The organism is Mycobacterium senriense (genome assembly GCF_019668465.1).
GTDB classification, from domain to species: domain Bacteria; phylum Actinomycetota; class Actinomycetes; order Mycobacteriales; family Mycobacteriaceae; genus Mycobacterium; species Mycobacterium senriense.
In genome coordinates this window covers 580,454-599,991 of sequence record NZ_AP024828.1, presented here as the reverse complement: position 1 = coordinate 599,991, position 19,538 = coordinate 580,454, and the positions used below count along the sequence as shown (strand labels likewise).

The window sequence follows — 19,538 nt, the reverse complement described above, 5'->3', positions numbered from 1 at the left end:
TGATGAGGACACGGATCGGCGCCGTGGATCGTTCACCCCGGAGGGGGCGGCCGGCTAGGCCGAGCGACGGATGGTGCGGCCGCGCCCGATGTCACCCTTGAGCAGCAGGTCGCGCTCGGACTCCGACAGGCCGCCCCAAACTCCGTAGGGCTCCCCGACTTCGAGGGCGTGCGAGCGGCACTCCTGGATCACCGGGCACTGCCGGCACATGTCCTTTGCGCGCTGCTCGCGCTGCATCCGGGCCCGGCCACGCTCGCCGTCGGGGTGAAAGAACATCGATGAGTCAACGCCGCGGCACAAGCCCTGCAGTTGCCAATTCCAGATGTCGGCGTTGGGACCAGGTAGCTGTTCCGGCTGTGGCATTGGTTCATTCCCTCTCTGCACCGCTCGCTCGAGGTCAGGTTCGTGAAAGCGGTTGGGTGCAACTTAAATTAAGTGGAGTGGGGTCACCGATGACTACCCGTCATGCGTAGACGTTAGGGCGGACGGTGAATTTCCGTCAATAGCCACTTAGCCCGACAAAATATATGCTCGTTGGAGCAGAATTAACTTTACGTTCACCTCAAATGAAATTGCCAAGCCCATGCCGTGCTACCAGGCAGTTGGCCGAAACGAGATTTCCCAGCTCAGCGCGCGGGAGGGGGATAAGGCGAATTTATCCATGGGCTATAGTGATTAACGATTCGGTAACATGAAGACCACAAACTGTTTACTACATCATTGTGATTGAAACTCGTCACACTTCGTTGATTGGACGGCAGCTGGCCGACGCCGCCTTCGGGGATCGGCCCGGAGACTGGCCGCTGCCGTCGGCGACGACGCCGACCCAACTGTGGCTGCGCGCCGTAGCGGCCGGGGGACAGGGTCGCTACGGCGCCGCGTTCCGCGACCTCGCGGTGCTGCGGCGCAGCGCGCCGGCCGGGCGGCTGGTGTCGTTGGGCATGAGCACCCACGGGTCGTTCCTGCGCCAACTCGGTTGGCACACCGTGGCCCGTGGCTGGGACGGGCGTGCCCTGGCGCTGGCCGGCGACGACCCCGAGGCAGGCGCCGACGCCCTCATCGGCCTGGCCGCCGACGCGTTGGGCGTCGGGCGTTTCGCGGCCGCGGCGACGCTCCTGGAGCGCGCCGACCCCCTGCTGGCATCGCCGAAATCCGCGGTGCCCGACCGGCTGCCGGTGCGCCGGCGCTGGGTGGCCGCCGAACTCGCGATGGCCCGGGGCGACGGCGACACCGCCGTCCGGCATGCCGGCGAAGGCGTCGAGCTGGCGGCGGCCACGGCCGTCGCGTCGCCACGGCACCGGGTCAAAAGCGACGTGGTGCTGGCCGCCGCGCTGTGCTGCGCGGGCAACGTCGAGCGCGCCCGCACGGTCGCCGACGCCGCACTGGCGACCACCGGCGAATTAGGGCTGCTACCACTTCGTTGGGCGCTGGCCTGCTTGCTGATCGATATCGAAAGTGTCACGTTTCGCCCACATCAGCTGCACGAAATCCGAGATGTCTGCGCAGGCCAGGTGCGGCGCGCCGGTGGAACGTGGCGTTCCGCCTGAAACGGCCCTCCGCCCGTTATTGTCATTTCGTTAGTTAGCCCGGTTGGCCCGCGATGTGTCCGCTTCGTAACGTTGGAGATATCACCGTCGATGACAATTCCAGCAGGGGAACGTCTCGACGCTGTGGTCGCCCAAGCCGTCACCGGAGACCACAACGCATTGAGGGAGGTGCTGGAGACCATCCGTCCGATCGTCGTGCGATATTGCCGAGCGCGTGTCGGCAACGTCGATCGGGGTGGCCTGTCAGCCGATGACGTGGCGCAGGAGGTGTGCTTGGCGACTATTACGGCGCTGCCGCGTTATCGCGATCGCGGGCGTCCCTTCCTGGCCTTCCTGTACGGCATCGCGGCCCACAAGGTCGCCGACGCCCACCGGGCCGCCGGACGCGACCTCGCCTATCCCACCGAGACGATTCCCGACCGTTGGTCGAACGATGCGGGACCCGAACAGCTTGCGATTGAAGCCGATTCGGTGAGCCGGATGAGCGAACTGCTCGAGATCCTGCCCGCCAAGCAGCGCGAGATTTTGATCCTGCGCGTCGTCGTCGGACTGTCCGCCGAGGAGACCGCCGCGGCGGTCGGCAGTACCACCGGGGCGGTCCGAGTCGCCCAGCACCGCGCGCTGTCGCGGCTGAAGTCCGAAATGATTGCGGCAGGTGACTGTGCCTGAACCCATGGATGAATTCGCCCGCACCGACCTGCTGCTCGATGCGCTCGCCCAGCGCCGGTCGGTGGATGTCGAGGACCCCGACGTCGATGTGCTGACCGACCTGCTGGAGGACTGGCGCGACAACCTGAGGTGGCCGCCGGCCAGCGCGCTGGTGACGCCCGAAGAGGCCGTCCACGCGTTGCGCGCCGGATTGGCCGAGCGCCGGCGCGGCAGCCACCGTGGCCTGGCCGTCGTCGGTTCGGTCGCCGCGACGCTGATGGTGCTCAGTGGATTCGGCGCCATGGTGGTCGAGGCCCGGCCGGGCGGCACCCTGTACGGGCTGCACGCGATGTTCTTCGATCAGCCCCAGGTGCACGGAAGCCAGGAGATGCTGGCCGCCAAGGCCGACCTGGCCAAGGTCCAGGAATCGATCGACCGGGGTCAGTGGGACCAGGCCAAGAATCAGCTGACCGAGGTGAGCAGCCTGGTACAGTCGATCGACGACCCGGCCAGCAAACAAGACCTGATGAATCAGCTGAAGCTGTTGAACGCCAAGGTCGATGCGCGCGACCCGAACGCCACGTTGCCGGTCGCTCCGCCGCCGGCGGCGTCACCCGGGCCGGCCACCGCGATTCCGGCGGCGCCGCCCGCCGCCTCGGTCGCGCCGTCGATGGACGCGACACCGGCGCCGCTCAGCCCGCCGAGTCCATCAGTGGGCAAGCATCACCATCACGGCCAGAAGCCACCCCCGGTGGCGCCGTTGACTCCGAATCAGTGAATCAGTGCCGGCGGTGGAAACCGTCGGCGTCCGACGTCGCTTCGTTGAGCGAGGCGTCGGCGTAGCCCCGGCAGTAATCCCACGTGACGTAGGCATCCGGCTCGGGGTCATAGGCGGGCTCGTGCGGACGCACGGTGCCGTCGATCAGCAGCTGCAGCAGGTTGGCCCGCAGCATGTCCCAGTCGTGGTAGTGATCCTGCTGACATTCGTCGCAGCACACCACGAGTCCGCGAATACCCTTGTGCGCCAGCAGCGCTTCGTACACGGCCAGATCGGCGAGGTCGGCCTCGACGGCCATCCGCTCTTGCTGATCCAGGGGCTGGCCCGGCTCGACGGCTTCCAGTGCCGCCGACGGATCACAGGGGTCGTCGGCGAAAGGGTCGGGCGGCAAACCCGGTGGGAGGTGGTCGCGCACGCCCTCTAGCCTACGCAGCCCGCCCCGGATAACGCCAGCAGGGACGCAGCCCGCCGCGCCGCGCCGTTTAGTGCGCGCGGCGCGCCCGAGCAAGGGAACGACAGCGGGAGTCGAGCCGATAGGATGGGTTTCTCACGCCGCATCGTATGGAGGGCCCCACTGATGACCCGTGGCACGTCCCACCTGGAAGACAGCTCTGACCTCGTCGGCAGTGCGTATGTGCGGGTGGGTGGTCTGGTCGACGACCCGGTGCCCACCGGAGGCGACAACCCGCACAAGATCGCCATGCTCGGGCTGACCTTCGACGACGTGCTGCTGCTGCCCGCGGCCTCCGACGTCGTCCCCGCAAGCGCGGATACTTCCAGCCAGCTCACCAAGAAGATCAGGCTCAAAGTGCCGCTGGTGAGTTCGGCGATGGACACGGTCACCGAGTCGCGGATGGCGATCGCGATGGCGCGGGCCGGCGGCATGGGTGTGCTGCACCGCAACCTGCCGGTCGCCGAACAGGCCGGCCAGGTCGAGACGGTCAAGCGCTCGGAGGCCGGCATGGTCACCGACCCCGTCACCTGCCGCCCGGACAACACCCTGGCCCAGGTCGACGCGATGTGCGCGCGGTTCCGGATCTCCGGCCTGCCGGTGGTCGACGAAGCGGGCGCGCTGGTCGGCATCATCACCAACCGCGACATGCGGTTCGAGGTCGACCAGACCAAGAAGGTCGCCGAGGTGATGACCAAGGCCCCGCTGATCACCGCGCAGGAGGGCGTGTCTGCCGACGCGGCGCTGGGCCTGTTGCGCCGCAACAAGATCGAGAAGCTGCCCATCGTCGACGGCCACGGCCGGCTGACCGGTCTGATCACCGTCAAGGACTTCGTCAAGACCGAGCAACACCCGCTGGCCACCAAGGACAGCGACGGCAGGCTGCTGGTCGGCGCCGCCGTCGGCGTCGGCGGCGACGCCTGGGTGCGCGCCATGATGCTGGTCGACGCCGGGGTGGATGTGCTGATCGTGGACACCGCGCACGCGCACAACCGGCTGGTGCTCGACATGGTCGGCAAGCTCAAGGCCGAGGTGGGTGAGAAGGTCGAGGTGATCGGCGGCAACGTCGCCACCCGTTCGGCGGCCGCGGCCCTGGTCGCCGCCGGCGCCGACGCGGTGAAGGTGGGCGTCGGGCCCGGCTCGATCTGCACCACCCGGGTGGTGGCGGGCGTCGGAGCACCACAGATCACGGCGATTCTGGAGGCGGTCGCGGCCTGCGGCCCGGCGGGCGTGCCGGTGATCGCCGACGGCGGGCTGCAGTACTCCGGCGACATCGCCAAGGCGCTGGCCGCCGGTGCCTCGACGGCCATGCTGGGCTCGCTGCTGGCGGGCACTGCCGAGGCCCCCGGCGAGCTGATCTTCGTCAACGGCAAGCAGTTCAAGAGCTACCGCGGGATGGGATCGCTGGGAGCCATGGCGGGCCGGGGGTCGGGCAGCGGAAAGTCGTACTCCAAGGACCGCTACTTCGCCGACGATGCGCTCTCGGAAGACAAGCTGGTGCCGGAGGGCATCGAGGGCCGGGTGCCCTTCCGCGGCCCGCTGTCCTCGGTGATCCACCAGCTGACCGGCGGCCTGCGCGCGGCGATGGGCTACACCGGTTCGCCGAGCATCGAGGCGCTGCAACAGGCGCAGTTCGTCCGGATCACCGCGGCGGGCTTGAGGGAAAGCCACCCGCACGACGTCGCCATGACGGTCGAAGCCCCCAACTACTACGCACGCTGAGGCCCAGATGGTCGAGATCGGGATGGGCCGCGTCGCCCGTCGCAGCTATGAACTGAGCGAAGTCAGCATCGTGGCCTCCCGGCGCACCCGCTCGTCGCAGGACGTGTCGACCGCCTGGCAGCTGGACGCCTATCGGTTCGAGATCCCGGTGCTGGCGCATCCGACCGATGCCCTGGTGTCGCCGGAGTTCGCGATCGAGCTCGGCAAGCTCGGCGGCCTGGGCGTGCTCAACGGCGAGGGGCTGATCGGGCGGCACGCCGACGTCGAGTCCAAGATCGCGCAGTTGGTCGAGGCCGCCAGCAAGGAGCCCGAGCCGTCGGCGGCGATCCGGCTGCTGCAGGAGTTCCACGCGGCCCCGCTCAACCCGGACCTGCTGGGCTCCGCGGTCGCCCGGATCCGGGAGGCCGGGGTCACCACCGCCGTGCGGGTCAGCCCGCAGAACGCCCAGGCGCTGACGCCGGTGCTGGTGCAGGCCGGCATCGACCTGCTGGTCATCCAGGGCACCATCGTCTCGGCCGAGCGGGTGGCCAGCGACGGGGAACCGCTCAATCTCAAGACCTTCATCTCCGAGCTCGACGTGCCGGTGGTCGCCGGCGGCGTCCAAGACCACCGCACCGCGCTGCACCTGATGCGCACCGGTGCCGCCGGCGTCATCGTCGGCTACGGCGCCACGAGGGGAGTGACCACCAGCGACGAGGTGCTGGGCATCAGCGTGCCGATGGCCACCGCGATCGCCGACGCCGCCGCCGCGCGGCGCGAGTACCTCGACGAGACCGGCGGCCGCTACGTGCACGTGCTGGCCGATGGCGACATCCACACCTCCGGCGAGCTGGCGAAGGCGATCGCCTGCGGCGCCGACGCGGTGGTGCTGGGCACGCCGCTCGCCGAGTCCGCCGAAGCGATGGGCGAGGGATGGTTCTGGCCGGCCGCCGCGGCACACCCGTCGCTGCCGCGCGGCGCCCTGCTGCAGATCGCCGTCGGGGAGCGCCCGCCGCTGCACCAGGTGCTCAACGGCCCGTCCGACGACCCGTTCGGCAGCCTCAACCTGGTCGGCGGGCTGCGCCGGTCGATGGCCAAGGCCGGCTATTGCGACCTCAAGGAGTTCCAGAAGGTCGGCCTGACCGTGGGCAGCTAACCCGGAGGCAGTTGGCTTGTTACCCGTGGGTACGGCCATACTGGTGCGATGAAGCCGGATTACGACGTGCTGATCATCGGTTCGGGTTTCGGGGGAAGCGTCAGCGCGCTGCGCCTGACCGAAAAGGGCTACCGCGTCGGCGTATTGGAGGCCGGGCGGCGGTACTCCGACGAGGATTTCGCCGAGACGTCCTGGGATCTGCGTAAGTTTTTGTGGGCGCCGAAGCTGGGTTGCTACGGCATCCAGCGCATCCATCCGCTGAAGAATGTGTTGATCCTGGCCGGCGCCGGGGTGGGTGGCGGTTCGCTGAACTACGCCAACACGCTGTACGTCCCGCCGGACCCGTTCTTCAACGATCCGCAGTGGAAGCACATCACCGACTGGCGCGACGAGCTGATGCCGCACTACGAGCAGGCCAAGCGGATGCTCGGAGTGGTGGAGAACCCGACCTTCACCGACGCCGACCGGATCGTCAAAGAGGTGGCCGACGACATGGGTTGCGGAGACACCTTCGTGCCGACGCCGGTCGGGGTGTTCTTCGGCCCCGACGGCACCAAGACTCCGGGCAAGACCGTGCCCGACCCGTACTTCGGGGGCGCGGGGCCGGAGCGCACTGGATGCCTGGAGTGCGGCGGTTGCATGACGGGCTGCCGGTATGGCGCCAAAAACACCCTGGTGAAGAACTATCTGGGCCTCGCGGAAGCGAACGGTGCAGAGGTGGTTCCGATGACCACGGTGAAGGGGTTCGAGCAGCGTCCCGACGGGATGTGGGAGGTGCGTACCGTCCGCACCGGCAGCTGGCTGCGCCGCGACCGGCGCACCTACACCGCCGAGCACCTCATCCTGGCCGCTGGCACGTGGGGGACGCAGCATCTGCTGTTCAACATGCGCGACCGGGGCAAGCTGCCGCGCCTATCCGACCGGCTCGGCGTGCTGACCCGCACCAACTCCGAGTCCATCGTCGGCGCCGGGAAGCTCGAGGTCGACCCGAACCTCGACCTGACGCACGGGGTGGCGATCACGTCGTCGATCCACCCGACGTCCGACACCCACATAGAACCCGTCCGTTACGCCAAGGGCTCCAACGCGATGGGGCTGCTGCAGACGCTGATGACCGACGGGACCGGCCCCGAGGGCACCGACGTGCCGCGCTGGAAGCAGCTGTTGGACCAGGCTCGCGACGATCCGCGTCGCATGATGCGGTTGCTCAACACCCGCCAGTGGAGCGAACGCACGCTGATCGCCCTGGTCATGCAGCACCTGGACAATTCCATCACCACCTACACCAAGCGCGGCAAGCTGGGCATCCGCTGGTACACCAGCAAGCAGGGACACGGCGAGCCGAACCCGAGCTGGATACCGGTCGGCAACCAGGTCACCCGTCGCATCGCCGAAAAGATCGACGCCGTGGCCGGCGGAACTTGGGGCGAACTGTTCAATATGCCGCTGACCGCGCATTTCCTCGGCGGTGCGGTGATCGGTGACAACGCCGACCACGGCGTCATCGACCCCTACCACCGGGTCTACGGCTACCCGACGCTGTTCGTGGTCGACGGCGCGGCGATCTCGGCGAACCTGGGCGTCAACCCCTCGTTGTCAATTACCGCCCAGGCCGAGCGGGCCGCCTCGTTGTGGCCGAACATCGGCGAGAACGACCAGCGCCCGATGCAGGGCGAGCCGTATCGCCGGCTGGAGCCGATCGCGCCCAAGGCGCCCGTGGTGCCGGCCGAGGCGCCCGGCGCGCTGCGCTGGTTGCCGAGCAATCACATAAGCTCCACCGCCGACGCCAGTTAGCTCGCGAGCGCCCCCAGCGGTGCGCCGCTGACCACCCGGCTGCGCTCGCCGCGCACATTGACCGGCACGTCGCCCATCAGGGTGATGCGGTGCATCAGCCGGGGCTGGTCGTCGTAGTCGTCGATCGCCCGGTGCTGGGTTGCGCGGTTGTCCCAGATCGCGACGTCACCGTGGGCCCAGTTCCAGCAAATGGTGTTCTCCGGCAAGGTGATTCGGCGCTGCAGCAGTTCCAGCAGGGCGCTGGACTCGTGGCTGTCCAGGCCGACGAAGCCGCGCACGAAGTCACCGGCCAGCAGGGTGCGCTCACCGGTCTCCGGATGCACCCGCACCACGGGATGCTCGGTGCGAAAGTCCGGCTTTTCAAACGCCTGCCGAAACGACCGCTGCGTGTCGCTCATCGCCCCCGACGCTTCGCCCGCCACGTAGTCGTAGCGGTTGGTGTGCAGGGCCCAGAGGTTTTCCACCAGACATTTGAGCGGCTCGGGCAGGTGGTCATAGGCCGCCACGGTCGACGCCCACAGCGTCGATCCGCCATACGTCGGCAGCGTGACCGCGCGCAGGATCGACGCCGCCGGATAGTTGGCGGCGAACGTCACGTCGGTGTGCCAGCGGTTCGCCTTGCCGTATTCGGAGTCGATCGGGGTGATTACCGGGACGTGCCTGCCGGCCAGCGCGCCGGCGGCCGGGTGGCCGATCGGCGTGCCCAGCAGCTCGGCGAACGCGAGCTGCTGCTCGTCGTCGAGGTGGTGCTGGTGACGGAAGAAGATCACCCGGTGGGCCAACAGCGCCCGGCGAATCTTCTCGACCGCGTCCTCGTCGAGGTCGCCGCCGAGGCGGACCCCGTCCACCCGCGCGCCGATCCGGCTGCCCAGCTTGGTGACGGTTATCTGACCTGTCATTTTCATCTTCCTTGGCTCAAAACGGGTGTAGTCAACTGACTACATTTGGTAGTGTAGTCAGATGACTACAACTTCCGCAACGGGCCGCGGGAAAGTGCCCACCGGGCGCGCGGAAGTGGCCGCGGCGATCCTGGAGGCCGCCACCGACCTGTTCGCCGAGCGCGGTCCGGCCGCGACGTCCATCCGCGACATCGCCGCGCGATCCAACGTCAACCACGGACTGGTGTTCCGCCACTTCGGCACCAAGGAGCAATTGGTCGGCGCGGTGCTCGACCACCTCGGCGCCGACCTGAGCGCACTGCTGGGCACCGATGCGCCGGCGGCGGTGCTGCAGAGTTCCCTGGACCGGCAGATGCGGGTGATGGCCCGCACCGTCCTCGACGGCTATCCGGCCGGCCAGCTACAGAAGCGCTTTCCCAACATCGCGACGCTGCTCGACGGGGTGCGGCCGCTGTACGACGACGAGGTCAAGGCCCGGCTCGCGGTCGCCAATGCCCTTGCCCTGCAATTCGGTTGGCGGCTGTTCGCGCCAATCCTGCGCTCTGCCACAGGGATCGAAGACCTGACGGATGACGAGATACGCGAGGCGGTCGGCGCCGAGGTTCAGCGGATTCTCGGGCCCGCCGACCCTCACTGATTCTGAGCGGATTCCGCGATCAAGGCCCGGCGGTGCAGCGGTTCGCGACCCGCCGGTTGGCGCGGTGGCGACAGTAAAGGTTTGCGCGGACGCACCTCGATGGTTGTCGGTGAGTCAGTGCTCAGCACCAGCTCGTCGCCCGAATGCCGGATTGTCAGCTCGCCCCCGGGTCCATCGCGCAGCGTGTAGGTGACCTCGTCGTGGTTGACGTCGACGGTGACCCGGAAGTCCCGCCACCGCAGCCGGAACCGTAGCCGCGAAATGCCGTCGGGCAGTTGGGGATCCAGCGACAGGATGCCCTCGTCGTCGCGCAGGCCGCCGAACCCGGCCACCAGCGCCGTCCAGGCGCCGGCCAACGAGGCCATGTGCAGGCCGTCGCGGGTGTTGTGGTGCAGGTCGCGCAGATCGATCAGGGCGGCCTCGTACGCGTAGTCGTGGGCCAGCTCCAGATGCCCGACCTCGGCGCACATCACCGCCTGCGTACAGGCCGACAGCGACGAGTCGCGCACCATGCGCGGTTCGTAGTAGTCGACGTTGCGGGCCTTCTCTTCGGGCGTGAATGCGTGGCTCTGCCAATGCATCGCCAGCACCAGGTCGGCCTGCTTGATCACCTGCGCGGGGTACAGGCGCACGTATGGGTCGTGCAGCAGCAACGGGTAGGCGTGGTTCTCCTTAAAGTCCCACTCCGCCAACGTGGTGAAGCCTTCACACTGCTGATGGACCCCCAGGCCGTCGTCGTAGGGGATGTTGGCACGATCGGCCGCATCGCGCCAGGCGGCCTGCTCCTCGGTGGTCACCCCCATCGCCTTTGCCACCTCGGGGTGCCGATTGCAGGCCTCGGCGGCGATACGCAGATTGTGCGCGGCCATCAGATTGGTGAAGACGTTGTCGCGCACGATCGCGGTGTACTCGTCGGGGCCGGTCACGCCGTCCAGATGCCAGACGCCATGGCGGTCGTGATGCCCGAGCGACACCCAGAGCCGGGCGGTCTCGACCAGAACCTCCACGCCGCAATCGGCTTCCAAGTCGTCGTCTCCCGTGACGACGCGGTAGCGCTCGAAGGCCATCGCGATGTCTGCGTTGATGTGGAAGGCCGCCGTGCCGGCCGGCCAGTAGGCCGAGCATTCCTGCCCGCGGATGGTGCGCCAGGGGAACGCGGCGCCCTCCAGGCCCAATTCGGCCGCCCGCTCCCTGGCCAAATCCAGGGTGGACGCCCGCCACCGCAGCGCGTCGGCCACCGTGTGCGGCGCCGTGTAGGTCAGCACCGGCAACACATAGCCCTCGGTGTCCCAAAAGGCGTGGCCGTCGTAGCCGGTACCGGTCAACCCCTTGGCGGCGATCGCGCGACGTTCGGCGCGAGCGCTGGCCTGCAGCAGGTGGAAGAGCCCGAACCGCACGGCTTGCTGGGATTCCGGGTCGCCCTCGACCTCGACGTCGGCGCAATCCCAGAAGTTGTCGAGATAGGCCCGCTGCGCATCCAGCAACCCCTGCCACCCGCTGTAACGGCCGCTGTGCAGCGCCGCGGCCACCTGGTCGCGCAGTGCCGGACGCGAGCGCATGCTCGACCAGCCGTACGCCAAGTATTTGACGATGCGTAGCCGCTGTCCGGCGCGCAGTCCACAGATCACCGTGGTTCGCGCCAGATCGGCACGCGCATCGGTGCTGACCTCGACGCGTCCGGGAACATCGACCTCGTGATCCATGCCGGCGGCGACCATCAGCGCACTGCTGCGGGTCCGGTGCATGAGAACCGCACCGGTATCGGTGTGTTCGTGGTCGACCTCGTCGAGCGGGTTCTCCAGGATGGCCGACACCCGCGGGTCGCCGGAGGTTTCCGGCTGGTCCTCATTGGTGACCAGTTCGGACTGCACCGTCACCCGGACGAACTCCTCGAGCGCCTCCACGCAGTACTCGATGGCGGCGAGACCGCGCTGGGCCAGTGATACCAGCCGGGTCGAGGTCACCTTGACCTGCTTGCCTGCGGGCGAGCTCCAGTGCGCCCTGCGGGTCATCGTGCCGGCGCGCAGGTCGAGAACCCGTTCGTGGGAGATCAATTTGCCATAGCGGACATCGAACGGCTCGTCCTCGACCAGCAGCCGGATGATCTTGCCGTTGGTGACGTCGATCAGCGTCTGGCCGGCTTCCGGGTAGCCGTAGCCGGCCTCTGCGTAGGGCAGCGGCCGCTTCTCGTAGAAGGAGTTCAGGTAGGTGCCGGGCAGGCCGTACGGCTCGCCCTCGTCGAGGTTGCCGCGCAGCCCAATGTGCCCGTTGGACAGGGTGAACAGGGATTCCGATTGCGCCAGCAGGTTCAGATCAAGCTGGGTTTCGCGCACGTGCCATGGATCAACGGGGAAGGCTTCGTCGGTGATCATGACTGCAGCAGCTCGGCGAGGTCGCTGACCACCACGTCGGCACCGTGACTGCGTAACTCTTCGGCTTGGCCCACCCGGTCGACACCTACCACGAAACCGAAGTTACCGGCCCGGCCCGCGGCCACCCCGGACAACGCGTCTTCGAACACCGCCGCCGCGTCGGCGGGGACGTCGAGCAACTGGGCCCCGCGCAGGTAGGAGTCGGGGGCGGGCTTGCCGGCGATGTGTTCGTCACGCAGGGTGATGCCGTCTACCCGCTTCTGCACGAACCGGTTTAGGCCGGTGATCTCGAGAACGTCGCGGGTGTTGGCGCTCGACGACACCACGGCGGCGCCCAGTCCCGCTGCCGACACGGCCTCGAGGTAGCGGCGCGAACCGTCGAAGACCTTGACGCCGTCCTCCTTCAGGACCTTCTGGAACATGTCGTTCTTGCGGTTGCCCAGGCCGTAGACCGTTTCGGCGTCGTCGGGATCGTCGGGGCTGCCGTCGGGCAGGTGGATGTCACGGCTCTCCAAGAACGAGCGGACCCCGTCCTCGCGTTTCTTGCCGTCGACGTATTCGCGGTAATCCGCGTCCTCGTCGAAGGGGACGAACTTGTCACCGGTGCGTTTGGCCCGGTCCGACAGGTAGGCGTCGAACATGGCCTTCCAGGCTTTGGTGTGCACGCTGGCGGTGTCGGTGAGCACGCCGTCGAGGTCGAACAGACAGGCACGCACTTTCTCTGGCAGACCCAGCGCTGAGCTCACCGGCGGTCCTCTCTAGTTTCGGGGCTGGTTAACCGATACCCACTCCACCACGCCGCCATGTATGTCGCCAAGCGTTCATCCGTTGATCGCCGCCGCGACGCCCTGGATCGCGCGCAATCTCCCATCGGCCAGCGCCCGGCTGAGGTTTTCGGCCTTGCGGCCAAAGTCGGTGACGAATGCGTGCAGGCCCAGTGGTTGGGGCGGCTGCGCCAGCAACGCCTGCATGAGCGAGCCCGCGGTCTCGGTGAGGTCGTTCCAGTGCTGCACCGTGAACCCCGCGGAGGTGACCAGGGTGCGCAGCTCGTCGGGGGTTACCAGATGACTGTTGGCGGGTGCGTCGGCCCAGGGCAACGGGAAGTCGAGTGCGCGACCGTCGCCAATGGTCAAGTCCCACAGCGCAAGGCGGCCGCCGGGCGGGAGCACGCGGCGAGCCTCGCCGTACAGCTGCGCCTTGTCGGCCACGTTCATCTGCACGTGCTGACTGACCACCACGTCGACGGAGCCGTGGGGGAGCGGCAATGCAGTGACGTCGCCCTGCCGGACGGTGATCGAATCATCGAGCCCGACAAGGTGATTGAGCCATCGGTGGGTGTCGCAGTACTCGGCGGTGAGGTCGACGGCGGTGACCGCACCGCCGTAGTGGTGGGCCAGGTAGCGGGTGGTGCCGCCGATCCCGCTGCCCGCGTCGAGGACCCGGCTTTCGCCGGTGATTCCGGCCAGCTCCAGCAACTGGGCGGTGGCGATGCGGCCCATGGTGTGGAAGTCCTCCAGCGGCGCCAGGTCGGCGGGTTGCAGGTGGTCGAGGTCTTTCCCGGCGGCGACCAGCGCCCGCTCGATGTTTCGCCGCGACAGGCCGGTCGAGTACTGGGTTTGGATTGTGTCGTTCATTTCTGCACCCGAGCCCATGCGGTGATGATGGGAGGCATGGCGATGAGGGCGTTGACCGCCTGCGCCTCCTGACGGAATCGCGGCACGAAATCGTCGATGTCGGCGAGCTCATCGATGGCGAAGCCCCCTTGTTCGGCGATGGGGGACACCAGCCGCCAGACTTCCGCGAGGTAGGCCAGGATGTCGGTGTCGGCGGCCGTGCCGATCGGCGTGCCGAGGGTCAGCCGCGGCGCGCCCAGGCCGGCGTCGGCGAAGATCGTGTGCAGCGTGGTGCCGAACCGCGGGCTCAGCCCCATGGCCTCGAAGGCGCGAACGATCCCGCCCGTCACCCGCCGGAACAGCGGCGTGTCCGGAACGCCGTGCGCCGCGGTGATGTCGTTCTCGGAGAATGCGAGGATGCCGCCCGGGTTCACGAACGAGCTGAGATAGCGCAGCGTGGCGGCGGGGTCGGGCAGGTGCATCAGGATCAGCCGGCCGATGACGGCGTCCACGGGTTCGTCCAGCGTGATCGCGTCGATCGCGGAGTGCATGAAATGCACTCCCGTCAAGCCCTTTTCGTCGGCGCGGGCGTCGGCCAGCTCGATCATCTCGGGTGCGGCGTCCACCCCCAGAACGGTCCCGGCTGGGCCGACCAGGCGGGCGGCGACGAACGACACGTCGCCGGGACCGCTGCCGATGTCGAGCACCCGCATGCCCGGGCGTAGCCCGGCGAGTCGCAGCGCGTGCTCGGTGTAGTCGTCATACAGCCTGGCCTGTAGGAGCAGCCGCTGCACTTCCGCGTCGGCGTGGCCGAGGACGTAGGTGCTACCGCTCCAGGCGGAGGATGGTGTCGTGTTCATCATGCTGTCGCCCTTTCCGGTTGGGCCGCCGCGGTGTGCGCATTTCGCCACACCGGGGACTGGGCCGAGAACCTGGGATTTGCCGGCTGTGGATGCTGTTGGAGGCGGTCGAACTTGTCCAGTCGGTGCATCGGTACGAGTCCGGTGAGCAGGAAGTCCCACGTTGCGCGGACGAAATTGGCCGGGGTGCGGCGTGCTAGCGGGCCCGTGACATAGCGGCGTGCGATCGTCGCGAAGTCCTCAGGGTCGACGCCTGCGACGTCACGAACGTGCGTCGTGGGGCCGCCCACCTCCCAAGCGCCCAGCGCGTACTCCGGCAGGTAATGACGCAGGCTGGACTGGAAGAACATATCGGCGCCGAGCCGTTTCGCGTTGACGCGCACGGCGCGCATGAACATCCACGGCGGAATGTCGATATGGCGCACGCGCCGGCCCAGCGCCTCGCCGACCGCATCGGCGATCTCGCTGGCGGACAACATCTTTGGTCCGGTCGGACGGTAGGCGCAACCGTCGTGACGATGCGGGTCGAGCAGGGCACCCACCGCGACGCGGGCGATGTCCTCGTTGGAGGGCGGCGCGTTTCGGCCCGCCCCGGTCGGCGTCGGCAACACTCCCAGCTGGGCGGCCATGGGGATCAGTTGCAGGTAGTTGTCGGCGAAGTAGCCCGGATCGACGGCCACATGCGCCGTGTCGGGCAGTAACTCGAACAACTTGTCGGTCAGCCAGGCCTGCCTCGTCATCAGCGACGGATGCTCCGGGCTGGCCAACCATTGGCCAAGCGCCACCACCGCTCCGACGCCGGCGCGCCGTGCGGCCACCGCGAAGGCAACCGCGCTGTCGAGCGCATGCGGGTGGTAGGGCGGGTTGAAGTACAACCGGTCGACGTCGGCCATCGCATCCGTAACCTGTTGGATGTCAAACATATCGGCGATAACGACCTCGGCGCCCATCTCCCGCAACCGGGCGCTGCGCGCGTCCTCACGGTGCACCATGGCTCTGGTCGTGACGCCTCTTTCCAGCAGTTGGGCGGCGACCGCGCCGCCGATCTTGCCCGTGGCGCCGGTGACCAATACTCGACTACTCATCGGAGTGTCCTTTCCTGTTGACGCGCCGGTTCCCTGGCTGGGAGGAGCCAGCCGACGACGATCGCCGCGCCCAGCGCGATGCCGGCGCACACCAGCGAGCTGACCTTCAGCCCGTCCAGGAACGCGCGATCGACCGCCGTGCGCACATACCCGGCTTGCTGCGCGGGTAGATGCTGAATCACTGTGTGCGCCAGGGCCATCGAATGACGCATGGCATCGGCGGGCAATCCTGTCAGTGCGGATGCACCGAGGTGGCCCGAGTACACCGAGGCGAAGATGCTGCCGGCGATGGCCACGCCGAGCGTGCCACCGAGTTCGCGCGTGGTGTCGTTGACGGCCGAGCCGACGCCCGCTTTGTCGGCGGACAGCGATCCCATGATCGCCTCGGTGGCCGGCGAAAAGGTCAGGCCGAGGCCGCCGCCGAGCAGGAGCATCTGTGCGGCGATCTGGGTGTAGGGCGTGGCGGCGTCGACGGTGGACGCCCAGGCCAGGCCGGCGGCGAACACGGCCAGGCCGGTGGCGACGACGGCGGTGGTGCCGATCCGTTCCACCAGCCGGGGGCCCGCGACGCTGGCCAATGCGATCGACGCGGCGACCGGCAGCAATCGCACACCGCTCTCAAAGGCGGTGTAGTCCTTGATGAATTGAAAGTACTGGGTGATGACGAAGATGAAGCCGAACAGCGTCAGGAACCCCGCCGTCACCGCCAGGCTGCCGCCGGAGAACCGGCGGTTCACAAAGACCGAGACGTCGAGCATAGGGTGGGTGCTGCGCCTTTCCCAGCGCGCAAACACGACGAGAACGATTGCAGCGAGGGAGGATCCGGCCATGGTCCGGCCATCGGTCCATCCCCAGGTGGGCGCTTCGATGACCGTGTAGACGAGCGTGGTGATCCCGGTCGCGGACAGGATCAAGCCGGGGACGTCGACGCGGGGTGCCGCGGGGTCGCGCGAGCTCGGAACGAACAACGTGGCGCCGATGATGGCCAGCGCCGCGACCGGAATGTTCACCATGAAGATGGACCCCCACCAGAAGTGTTCGAGCAGCCATCCGCCGCTGATCGGCCCCACGGCCACCCCGACGCCGACCATGGCCGCCCACAGCCCTATTGCCTTGGCGCGCGGCACGGGTTCGGTGAAGATGTTGGTGATCAGTCCCAGGGTGGTCGGGAATATCACCGCCGCGCCCACTCCCATGGCCGCGCGCGCCGCGATCAATGCATCCGCCGAATTCGTCTGTGCCGCAACCGCAGAGGTGACGGCGAACAGCGCGAGCCCGGAATTCAGCCAGCCTCGCCTGCCGTAGCGGTCGGACAGGCTGCCCGCCGAGAGCAGCAGGCCGGACATCACCAGGGTGTAGGCATCGACGATCCATTGCAGTTGGGCGGTGTCGGCGCCGAGTTCACGTGACAGCGTGGGCAGCGCCACGTTGACGATGGTGGCGTCGACGCTGATCACGAAGACGCCGAGGCAGATGACGGCGAGCGCGGCAATGGGGTGATCCCGGAAGGCTGGTTCGGTGCGCATGGACAAGACAGTAAATCTTAGAGACAAACAAATCAAGTAGTGAGTTGAAAAATATGTCTATCGCTAGGTAGACTGGCATGGTGGCGTCCCGCAGGAACTACAACCAGAACTGTCCGATCGCCCGCGGCCTCGATGTCCTGGGTGAGCGGTGGACCTTGCTGATCCTCCGGGAGCTGGTCGGCGGCGTGCGTCGCTACGGTGACCTGCGGGCCGAACTGCCCGGTATCGCAACCAATCTGCTCGCCGAAAGGCTCAAGGAGCTTCAGGACGCCGGGCTCGTTGACCGCAGCGACCTGCCGGCCCCGATCGGTCGCACCGTCTACACCCTCAGCGATCTCGGCTGGCAACGGGTGCTGCCGATCCTGCAAAGCGTCGCGTGGTTCGGGGTGGACCACCTGGACCCGATCGACGATGGGCCGGTGTCCCCGCTCAACGGTTTTCTGGCCGGAATCCTGCTGGGCTTCCAGTCGGGTAGGGCCGCCGGAGTGGAGACGACCTGCCGGGTCGAGATCGACGGTCGCCGTTTCGAATTCGCCGTCACGCAAGGTCGGCTCGGCGCGGCGCGTGGAGAGCCCGCGGTGACGATCACGGCCACGGCGGCGGATCTCGTCACCGCCCGGCTGGGGGCCGACGAAGGCGAGCGCGACGCCGCCCTGCGGCGAATCGAGTTTCACGGCGACGCGCCGGCGGTCGGCGCGGTGCGCAGCGCGTTTGCGCTGTAGCCCGGTGGGGCGGAGGCGACGCGGGCAGCCACTAGACTCACGTGCGTGGCCGACCCCACCGAAATTCTTGAAACCGATGCGTCCGGATCGCCGGCCCGACCGGTGCTCGTCGTGGACTTCGGCGCGCAGTATGCGCAGCTGATCGCACGTCGCGTCCGCGAGGCGCGGGTGTTCTCCGAGGTAATCCCGCACACCACCACGGTCGAGGAGATCAAGGCCCGCGACCCCCTGGCGCTGGTGCTGTCCGGCGGGCCGTCCAGTGTCTACGCGGACGGCGCGCCCCAGATCGATCCGGCGTTGTTCGATCTCGGGGTGCCGGTGTTCGGCATCTGTTACGGGTTTCAGGCCATGGCGCAGGCGCTGGGTGGGACCGTCGCACACACCGGCACCAGTGAATACGGCCGCACCGAACTGAAAGTGATTGGCGGCGAACTGCATTCGGGGCTGCCGAGTTCGCAACCGGTATGGATGAGCCACGGCGACGCGGTCACGGCCGCACCGGACGGGTTCGAGGTGGTGGCCAGCAGCTCCGGTGCCGCGGTGGCCGGCTTCGAGAACCGGCAGCGCCGCCTGGCCGGTGTGCAGTACCACCCCGAGGTCATGCACACCCCGCACGGGCAGCAGGTGCTCAGCCGATTCCTGCACGACTTCGCCGGGCTGGGCGCGGACTGGACCGCGGCCAACATCGCCGGCGTGCTGATCGAGCAGGTGCGCGCCCAGATCGGTGACGGCCGGGCGATCTGCGGACTGTCCGGCGGCGTGGATTCCGCGGTGGCCGCCGCGCTGGTGCAGCGGGCCATCGGTGACCGGTTGACCTGTGTCTTCGTCGACCACGGGCTGCTTCGCGCCGGGGAGCGCGCACAGGTGCAACGCGACTTCGTGGCCGCCACCGGGGCCAACCTGGTCACCGTCGACGCCGCCGACACCTTCCTGGACGCGCTGGCGGGCGTGACCAATCCCGAGGGCAAGCGCAAGATCATCGGCCGCCAGTTCATCCGGGCCTTCGAGGGCGCGGTGCGAGACATTGTGGGAGACGGGGATTCTCACGTGGATTTCCTGGTGCAGGGCACGCTGTATCCGGACGTGGTGGAGTCCGGCGGCGGCAGCGGCACCGCGAACATCAAGAGCCACCACAACGTCGGCGGCCTGCCCGACGACCTGAAGTTCAAACTCGTCGAGCCGCTGCGGCTGCTGTTCAAGGACGAGGTCCGCGCGGTGGGGCGCGAGCTGGGCCTTCCGGAGGAAATCGTTGCGCGCCAACCCTTTCCGGGCCCCGGCCTGGGGATCCGGATCGTCGGCGAGGTCACCGCGCCGCGGTTGGACACCCTGCGTCGCGCGGACTCGATCGCGCGCGAGGAGCTGACCGCGGCGGGCCTGGACACCCTGATCTGGCAGTGCCCGGTGGTGCTGCTGGGCGAAGTCCGTTCGGTCGGCGTGCAGGGCGACAACCGCACCTACGGGCACCCGATCGTGCTGCGACCGGTGACCAGTGAGGACGCCATGACCGCCGACTGGACCCGGGTTCCCTACGAGGTGCTGGAGCGCATCTCGACCCGCATCACCAACGAGGTGGCCGAGGTCAACCGCGTGGTGCTGGACATCACCAGCAAACCGCCCGGCACCATCGAATGGGAGTAGCCGGCCAGAGCCAGCCTTCGGCGAAAATGCGGCCACATCGCACCCATCAGCCCCACCAGTACCGATCGCATAACACTGTCCCTCACGTCGCTTGACGGTTGTCAGGGGGCG

18 protein-coding genes are annotated in these 19,538 nt (G+C 68.0%); 9 read left to right on the top strand and 9 right to left on the bottom strand.

The window, feature by feature from the left end; translation table 11 throughout:
- Positions 1-54: 54 nt before the first annotated feature.
- Positions 55-363, bottom strand: coding sequence for a WhiB family transcriptional regulator (locus MTY59_RS02885; RefSeq protein WP_221044344.1), 309 nt, complete (start codon positions 361-363; stop codon positions 55-57).
- A gap of 359 nt (positions 364-722) precedes the next feature.
- Between MTY59_RS02885 and MTY59_RS02880 the strand changes: the two genes are divergently transcribed.
- The 3 genes from MTY59_RS02880 (at position 723) to MTY59_RS02870 (ending at position 2,973) form a co-directional block, all read left to right on the top strand.
- Positions 723-1,547: a hypothetical protein gene (locus MTY59_RS02880; protein WP_221044343.1), complete on the top strand. Its 825-nt coding sequence runs from the start codon at positions 723-725 to the stop codon at positions 1,545-1,547.
- A 90-nt stretch (positions 1,548-1,637) separates the two neighbouring features.
- A complete protein-coding gene (locus tag MTY59_RS02875) occupies positions 1,638-2,216 on the top strand; it encodes a sigma-70 family RNA polymerase sigma factor (protein ID WP_221044342.1) in 579 nt (192 codons plus the stop codon).
- Entirely contained in the window at positions 2,203-2,973 is a 771-nt protein-coding gene (locus MTY59_RS02870; protein WP_221044341.1) for an anti-sigma-D factor RsdA, read from the top strand. The genes MTY59_RS02875 and MTY59_RS02870 overlap by 14 nt, the downstream gene beginning before the upstream one ends.
- 1 nt (position 2,974) lies before the next feature.
- On the opposite strand, the gene MTY59_RS02865 is transcribed toward MTY59_RS02870, so the two are convergent.
- The gene (locus tag MTY59_RS02865; protein ID WP_007773416.1) at positions 2,975-3,388 is read right to left on the bottom strand and encodes a DUF5319 domain-containing protein; all 414 of its coding nucleotides are present in this window, start codon (positions 3,386-3,388) and stop codon (positions 2,975-2,977) included.
- Between the two features lie 162 nt (positions 3,389-3,550).
- On the opposite strand from MTY59_RS02865, the gene guaB reads away from it, so the two are divergent.
- From guaB to MTY59_RS02850, 3 genes are read left to right on the top strand one after another with little or no spacing between them, the layout of a single operon-like run.
- Positions 3,551-5,146: an IMP dehydrogenase gene (guaB, locus tag MTY59_RS02860; RefSeq protein WP_221044340.1), complete on the top strand. Its 1,596-nt coding sequence runs from the start codon at positions 3,551-3,553 to the stop codon at positions 5,144-5,146.
- 7 nt (positions 5,147-5,153) lie between these two features.
- Positions 5,154-6,281 carry a GuaB3 family IMP dehydrogenase-related protein gene (locus tag MTY59_RS02855; RefSeq protein WP_221044339.1) on the top strand — a complete coding sequence of 376 codons (1,128 nt, stop codon included), beginning with the start codon at positions 5,154-5,156 and terminating at the stop codon, positions 6,279-6,281.
- Between the two features lie 48 nt (positions 6,282-6,329).
- The gene (locus MTY59_RS02850) at positions 6,330-8,075 is read left to right on the top strand and encodes a GMC oxidoreductase (RefSeq protein ID WP_221044338.1); all 1,746 of its coding nucleotides are present in this window, start codon (positions 6,330-6,332) and stop codon (positions 8,073-8,075) included.
- On the opposite strand, the gene MTY59_RS02845 is transcribed toward MTY59_RS02850, so the two are convergent.
- Positions 8,072-8,974, bottom strand: a complete 903-nt coding sequence (locus MTY59_RS02845) for a TauD/TfdA dioxygenase family protein (RefSeq protein WP_221044337.1) — start codon at positions 8,972-8,974, stop codon at positions 8,072-8,074. The genes MTY59_RS02850 and MTY59_RS02845 overlap by 4 nt on opposite strands.
- A 61-nt stretch (positions 8,975-9,035) precedes the next feature.
- Between MTY59_RS02845 and MTY59_RS02840 the strand changes: the two genes are divergently transcribed.
- Positions 9,036-9,611 carry a TetR/AcrR family transcriptional regulator gene (locus MTY59_RS02840; protein ID WP_221044336.1) on the top strand — a complete coding sequence of 192 codons (576 nt, stop codon included), beginning with the start codon at positions 9,036-9,038 and terminating at the stop codon, positions 9,609-9,611.
- Here the strand turns inward: MTY59_RS02840 and MTY59_RS02835 are convergent.
- The 6 genes from MTY59_RS02835 to MTY59_RS02810 form a co-directional block, all read right to left on the bottom strand.
- On the bottom strand, positions 9,605-11,983 hold the full coding sequence (locus MTY59_RS02835) for a glycoside hydrolase family 65 protein (RefSeq protein ID WP_221044335.1): 2,379 nt from the start codon (positions 11,981-11,983) through the stop codon (positions 9,605-9,607). The two genes, MTY59_RS02840 and MTY59_RS02835, sit on opposite strands and share 7 nt — an antisense overlap.
- Entirely contained in the window at positions 11,980-12,729 is a 750-nt protein-coding gene (locus MTY59_RS02830; RefSeq protein ID WP_221044334.1) for a beta-phosphoglucomutase family hydrolase, read from the bottom strand. The genes MTY59_RS02835 and MTY59_RS02830 overlap by 4 nt, the downstream gene beginning before the upstream one ends.
- Before the next feature lie 75 nt (positions 12,730-12,804).
- Positions 12,805-13,617 carry a class I SAM-dependent methyltransferase gene (locus MTY59_RS02825; RefSeq protein ID WP_221044333.1) on the bottom strand — a complete coding sequence of 271 codons (813 nt, stop codon included), beginning with the start codon at positions 13,615-13,617 and terminating at the stop codon, positions 12,805-12,807.
- Positions 13,614-14,459 carry a methyltransferase domain-containing protein gene (locus MTY59_RS02820; RefSeq protein WP_250160705.1) on the bottom strand — a complete coding sequence of 282 codons (846 nt, stop codon included), beginning with the start codon at positions 14,457-14,459 and terminating at the stop codon, positions 13,614-13,616. Before MTY59_RS02820 ends, MTY59_RS02825 begins: the two co-directional genes overlap by 4 nt.
- Positions 14,456-15,541 carry an NmrA family NAD(P)-binding protein gene (locus tag MTY59_RS02815; protein ID WP_221044332.1) on the bottom strand — a complete coding sequence of 362 codons (1,086 nt, stop codon included), beginning with the start codon at positions 15,539-15,541 and terminating at the stop codon, positions 14,456-14,458. The genes MTY59_RS02820 and MTY59_RS02815 overlap by 4 nt, the downstream gene beginning before the upstream one ends.
- A complete protein-coding gene (locus tag MTY59_RS02810) occupies positions 15,538-17,067 on the bottom strand; it encodes an MFS transporter (RefSeq protein WP_221044331.1) in 1,530 nt (509 codons plus the stop codon). Before MTY59_RS02810 ends, MTY59_RS02815 begins: the two co-directional genes overlap by 4 nt.
- A 77-nt stretch (positions 17,068-17,144) precedes the next feature.
- Here MTY59_RS02810 and MTY59_RS02805 point away from each other — a divergent pair, with 77 nt between their 5' ends.
- On the top strand, positions 17,145-17,789 hold the full coding sequence (locus tag MTY59_RS02805; protein WP_221044330.1) for a winged helix-turn-helix transcriptional regulator: 645 nt from the start codon (positions 17,145-17,147) through the stop codon (positions 17,787-17,789).
- 63 nt (positions 17,790-17,852) lie between these two features.
- Positions 17,853-19,427 (top strand): glutamine-hydrolyzing GMP synthase, encoded by a 1,575-nt coding sequence (gene guaA / locus MTY59_RS02800; protein WP_415822703.1) that lies wholly within the window; start codon positions 17,853-17,855, stop codon positions 19,425-19,427.
- The last annotated feature ends 111 nt before the right edge of the window (positions 19,428-19,538 follow it).

Coding starts and splice junctions, on each gene's coding strand:
- MTY59_RS02885 (WP_221044344.1), bottom strand. CDS start 363: ATGCCACAGCCGGAACAGCTACCTGGTCCCAACGCCGACATCTGGAAT.
- MTY59_RS02875 (WP_221044342.1), top strand. CDS start 1,638: ATGACAATTCCAGCAGGGGAACGTCTCGACGCTGTGGTCGCCCAAGCC.
- guaB (WP_221044340.1), top strand. CDS start 3,551: ATGACCCGTGGCACGTCCCACCTGGAAGACAGCTCTGACCTCGTCGGC.
- MTY59_RS02855 (WP_221044339.1), top strand. CDS start 5,154: ATGGTCGAGATCGGGATGGGCCGCGTCGCCCGTCGCAGCTATGAACTG.
- MTY59_RS02850 (WP_221044338.1), top strand. CDS start 6,330: ATGAAGCCGGATTACGACGTGCTGATCATCGGTTCGGGTTTCGGGGGA.
- MTY59_RS02845 (WP_221044337.1), bottom strand. CDS start 8,974: ATGACAGGTCAGATAACCGTCACCAAGCTGGGCAGCCGGATCGGCGCG.
- MTY59_RS02840 (WP_221044336.1), top strand. CDS start 9,036: ATGACTACAACTTCCGCAACGGGCCGCGGGAAAGTGCCCACCGGGCGC.
- MTY59_RS02835 (WP_221044335.1), bottom strand. CDS start 11,983: ATGATCACCGACGAAGCCTTCCCCGTTGATCCATGGCACGTGCGCGAA.
- MTY59_RS02825 (WP_221044333.1), bottom strand. CDS start 13,617: ATGAACGACACAATCCAAACCCAGTACTCGACCGGCCTGTCGCGGCGA.
- MTY59_RS02820 (WP_250160705.1), bottom strand. CDS start 14,459: ATGATGAACACGACACCATCCTCCGCCTGGAGCGGTAGCACCTACGTC.
- MTY59_RS02815 (WP_221044332.1), bottom strand. CDS start 15,541: ATGAGTAGTCGAGTATTGGTCACCGGCGCCACGGGCAAGATCGGCGGC.
- MTY59_RS02810 (WP_221044331.1), bottom strand. CDS start 17,067: ATGCGCACCGAACCAGCCTTCCGGGATCACCCCATTGCCGCGCTCGCC.
- MTY59_RS02805 (WP_221044330.1), top strand. CDS start 17,145: ATGGTGGCGTCCCGCAGGAACTACAACCAGAACTGTCCGATCGCCCGC.